Here is a 3998-nt window from a genome sequence, read left to right on the forward strand (position 1 = left end):
GACGTGCTGACCCACCTGGTCAGCAACAGCGAACGCTTCGTCACCAAAGAAGAACTCTTCGACACCGTCTGGGGTGGCCGGCCCGGCCTCGGCGCGCAGGTGCCCGACGAACTGATAGCCGCGGCCGCGGATGGTGCGGATGTAGCGCTGCGACTCGCCGTCGTCGCCGAGTGCCCGCCTCGCCGCCTTGATGCGGCTGGTCAGCGCGGCCTCACCGACGAAGCGCCCACCCCAGACGGTGTCGAAGAGTTCTTCTTTGGTGACGAAGCGTTCGCTGTTGCTGACCAGGTGGGTCAGCACGTCGAACACCTGGGGTTCGACCCGGATCGTCCGGTCGCCGCACCGCAGTTCGTAGCGGCCCGCGTCCAGCACGAACTCGTCCCAGCGCCACACTCGCAGCGACGGAGGAAGCGCGAAATCTGCGCTGGTCACGCGATAAGAGTAGCGGCGGAAGCGCTTGGTCGCGGGTGCTCTGTCACCGCCAGCCGTCGGCGGCGCGCGCGGCCCGCATCACCGCGTCGCACAGCGCCCGCAATTCGGCGGGATCGGCACCCTCGTCCAGCGCGATCGCCATGTCCTCGGCCGCGCACCGCACCTGGTAGATCCGATCGGACAGCTCGGACGCCTCCTCGGCGGACAACACGACCGCATCGGGCGGCAGTGACGTGCCCTTCACCATCGCGCGCTGCTCGTAGGCGCGCTGGCGGCAGGACTGTCTGCAGTACTGGCGGCGACGCCCGAGCCCGGCGTCGGCGACTTCCCGTCCGCACCACCGGCAGCTCTGCGGCCGCCTGCGGGTGCCGGTCGGGGCGCTCAGCGACGTCATCAGCCAGACTGTAGACCGGGCCGGCCCGGAATCCCGGTATCATCGACGGTCGAGTCGGGGAACTTTCGACGGCGAACCCGCGTTGGACAGTGGTCCTTGATTCGCCCTCCGGCGAAGTCCGGACCCAAAATCGCTACAGAGGAGTTGACGATGGCTGATCGTGTCTTGAGGGGCAGCCGCCTCGGAGCCGTGAGCTACGAGACGGACCGCAACCACGACTTGGCGCCGCGTCAGGTCGCCCGCTACCGCACCGAGAACGGCGAGGAGTTCGACGTCCCGTTCGCCGACGACGCCGAGATCCCCGGCACCTGGCTGTGCCGCAACGGCCTTGAGGGCACCCTGATCGAGGGTGACGTGCCGGAGCCCAAGAAGGTCAAGCCCCCGCGCACCCACTGGGACATGCTGCTGGAGCGTCGTTCGATCGAGGAACTCGAGGAACTCCTCAAGGAACGCCTCGAGATCGTCAAGACCCGCCGCCGCGGGAACTGAGGTGAGGGGCCCGCGTCAGCGGGCCATCCCCCGCGCCCGGTCCAGCCGGGCGCGCAGGCCCCACTGGGCGACCTTGAAGATCGCCTCCCGGATCGTCGATCCGTCCATCTTGGACACCCCGTGCTCACGTTCGGTGAACGTGATCGGCACCTCGACCACGGTGAACCCGGCGTTGATCGAACGCCACGTCAGGTCGACCTGGAAGCCGTAGCCCTTCGTGTCGACCGCGCCGAGCTCGATCTTCTCCAGCACCTCGCGCCGGTACGCACGGTAGCCGGCGGTGATGTCGTGGATGTCGACGCCGAGCAGGATCCGCGAGTAGCCGTTGGCGGTGCGTGACAACACCAGCCGCCGGCGCGGCCAGTTGACCACCTCGCCGCCGTCGACGTAGCGCGACCCGATCACGACGTCGGCGCCCGCGTCGATCGCGCGCAGGAGCCGGTCGAGCTGCTCCGGCGGGTGGCTGCCGTCGGCGTCCATCTCCACGAGCACGGTGTACTGCCGTCCCAGCCCCCATGCGAAACCGGCGAGGTAGGCCGCGCCCAGGCCCTCCTTGGCCGTCCGGTGCAGGACGTGGACGCGGTCCGGATCGGCGACGGCCAGCTCGTCGGCGAGCTGACCCGTGCCGTCAGGACTGTCGTCGTCGACGATCAGTACGTGGACATCGGGCTGCGCCTCGTGCACCCTCCCGACGATCAACGGAAGGTTCTCCCGCTCGTTGTAGGTCGGGACGATGACCAGGGTGCGACGGGTGGGACGCACCCCGGGTGCGGAGCCGTCGCTCATGCCACCGGGGACGCTCATGAGGCTCCTTTGCCGTGGTCGGTGGTCGATCGCCGACCCCTGAATCTTGCGGGCACGAATGAACCATTGTGCAGCATCGCCCCGAGCAACCCCGCAACGCCGATGGCCACCAGCACGCCTTCCAGGTAGGGGCCGAACCGGGTCGCGGGCGTCAGTGTGGTCTTCAACCTGATCTGCTGGTCCAGGTAGGCCGGCTGGAACCACCCGGTGCGGGCGATCTCGCGGCCGTCCGGCGCGATCACCGCGCTGATGCCGGTGGTACCGGCGACAACGACGAAGCGGTCGTGCTCGACGGCCCGCAACCTGCCGAAAGCCAGCTGCTGTTCGCTCATCGCCTCGTCGAAGGTGGCGTTGTTGCTCGGCACCGCCAGGACCTGCGCGCCGGCGCGCACCGATTCGCGGGCGGCCCGGTCGAAGATGACCTCCCAGCAGGTGGTGATGCCGACCGGTATGCCCGCGGCCTGCACGACGCCGTTGCCGTCACCGGGGACGAAGTATCCGGCGCGGTCGGCGTAGGACGACAACCGCTCGAACAGGCCGCGCCACGGCAGGTACTCGCCGAACGGCTGGACGATGCGCTTGTCGTGGCGATCAGCCGGCCCGGTCTCGGGATTCCACACGATCACCGTGTTCGTCGACACCGGGTCGGTGCGGCTGTGACCGGGAGCGGCGACCACCCCGCCCACCAGGATCGGGGCGTCGATGGCCGCGGCGGCCGTCGAGATCTGCTGCGCGGCATCCGGATTGGCCAACGGATCGATGTCCGACGAGTTCTCCGGCCACACCACCAGCATGGGTTGGGCGGCCTTGCCGGCGCGCACGTCGTCGGCCAGGCGCAGGGTTTCGCGCACATGGTTGTCCAGCACCGCGCGGCGCTGGGCGTTGAAGTCCAGGCCGAGACGCGGCACGTTGCCCTGCACGGCCGCGACGGTGACGGGGGGCTCGTCGGCGACGCCGAGGCCGGCCTTGCGGACGTTCGGCCATGCCAGCGTCGCGGCGAGCAGCACCACCGTGATGCACAACCCGGGGAGCACCACTGCCGGCGGCGCGGCGGCGCGGGTCTGCGCGTCCCGGCGCCACCAGGTGACGACCTCCAGGATCAGGGCGGCGAGGCTGAACGCGAACAGCACCACGGCGAAGGACACCAGCGGGGCGCCGCCGACGTAGGCCAGCGGCAGCATCGGGCTCTCCGTCTGGGAGAAGCCGACCACGCCCCAGGGGAAGCCGCCGAACGGCACGGTGGACTTCAGCCATTCCTGCGCCGACCACAGCCCGGCGAACCACAACGGCCAGCCCGGAAGCTTCCGGACGACGACCGCGGCCAGGCCGAACAGGGCAGGAAACAGGGCTTCGGCGAAGCTGAGCGCCATCCAGGGCACCGCCCCGACCAGCCCGCTGATCCAGGGCAGCAGCGGCAGGTAGAACGCCAGGCCGAAGAGCAGGCCGTAGCCGGCGCCGCCCGCGACGGTGGTGGACGGCCGGGTCAGCACCCAGCCCAGCAGCGCGAACGCCGCGATCGCGGTGTACCACCACCCGAACGGCGGGAAGCTCACACACAGCAGCAGGCCGGCCGCCAGTACGGCACCGAGCACGTGCCAGCGGTCGGCGACCGCGTGCCCGAATCGAACGATCCGGGCCGACACGTCAGCCATGGAGGACCTGCCCTCGGTGCACGGTCTGCCGGCACCGCGGCAGGTCGCCGTCGAGCCGCGGCAGCACGGGCACGCGTGACCGCGGGTCGGTGGACCAGCGTTGTACCGCGTCGGCGGGCGCGCTGACGTCGAACTCCTCGGCCTCCCAGACGGCGTAGGTGGCCGGCGCACCGGGCACGAGGGTGCCGGTGACGCCGTCGCGGACACCGCCGGCCCGCCAGGCGCCG

General features: G+C 70.4%; 5 protein-coding genes and 1 pseudogene. 1 reads left to right on the forward strand and 5 read right to left on the reverse strand.

Going from position 1 to position 3998, the window contains the following annotated elements; translation table 11 throughout:
• On the reverse strand, positions 1 to 432 hold a 432-nt coding region (locus ASJ79_RS20085), incomplete at its 3' end, for a transcriptional regulator (RefSeq protein ID WP_231750944.1).
• A 43-nt stretch (positions 433 to 475) separates the two neighbouring features.
• The gene (locus tag ASJ79_RS20090; RefSeq protein WP_067958986.1) at positions 476 to 826 is read right to left on the reverse strand and encodes a hypothetical protein; all 351 of its coding nucleotides are present in this window, start codon (positions 824 to 826) and stop codon (positions 476 to 478) included.
• Positions 827 to 976: 150 nt separating this feature from the next.
• On the opposite strand from ASJ79_RS20090, the gene ASJ79_RS20095 reads away from it, so the two are divergent.
• Positions 977 to 1315: an RNA polymerase-binding protein RbpA gene (locus tag ASJ79_RS20095; protein ID WP_067958989.1), complete on the forward strand. Its 339-nt coding sequence runs from the start codon at positions 977 to 979 to the stop codon at positions 1313 to 1315.
• A gap of 15 nt (positions 1316 to 1330) precedes the next feature.
• Here the strand turns inward: ASJ79_RS20095 and ASJ79_RS20100 are convergent, their stop codons facing one another.
• The 3 genes and pseudogenes from ASJ79_RS20100 to ASJ79_RS20110 all read right to left on the reverse strand — a co-directional run.
• Positions 1331 to 2119 carry a polyprenol monophosphomannose synthase gene (locus tag ASJ79_RS20100; RefSeq protein ID WP_067958993.1) on the reverse strand — a complete coding sequence of 263 codons (789 nt, stop codon included), beginning with the start codon at positions 2117 to 2119 and terminating at the stop codon, positions 1331 to 1333.
• On the reverse strand, positions 2116 to 3771 hold the full coding sequence (lnt, locus tag ASJ79_RS20105) for an apolipoprotein N-acyltransferase (protein WP_067958995.1): 1656 nt from the start codon (positions 3769 to 3771) through the stop codon (positions 2116 to 2118). The genes ASJ79_RS20100 and lnt overlap by 4 nt, the downstream gene beginning before the upstream one ends.
• Positions 3764 to 3998: pseudogene (locus ASJ79_RS20110) on the reverse strand (amidohydrolase); the annotation flags it as partial. The gene lnt and the pseudogene ASJ79_RS20110, both read right to left, overlap by 8 nt.

The organism is Mycobacterium sp. NAZ190054 (assembly GCF_001545925.1).
Classification (GTDB): Bacteria; Actinomycetota; Actinomycetes; order Mycobacteriales; family Mycobacteriaceae; genus Mycobacterium.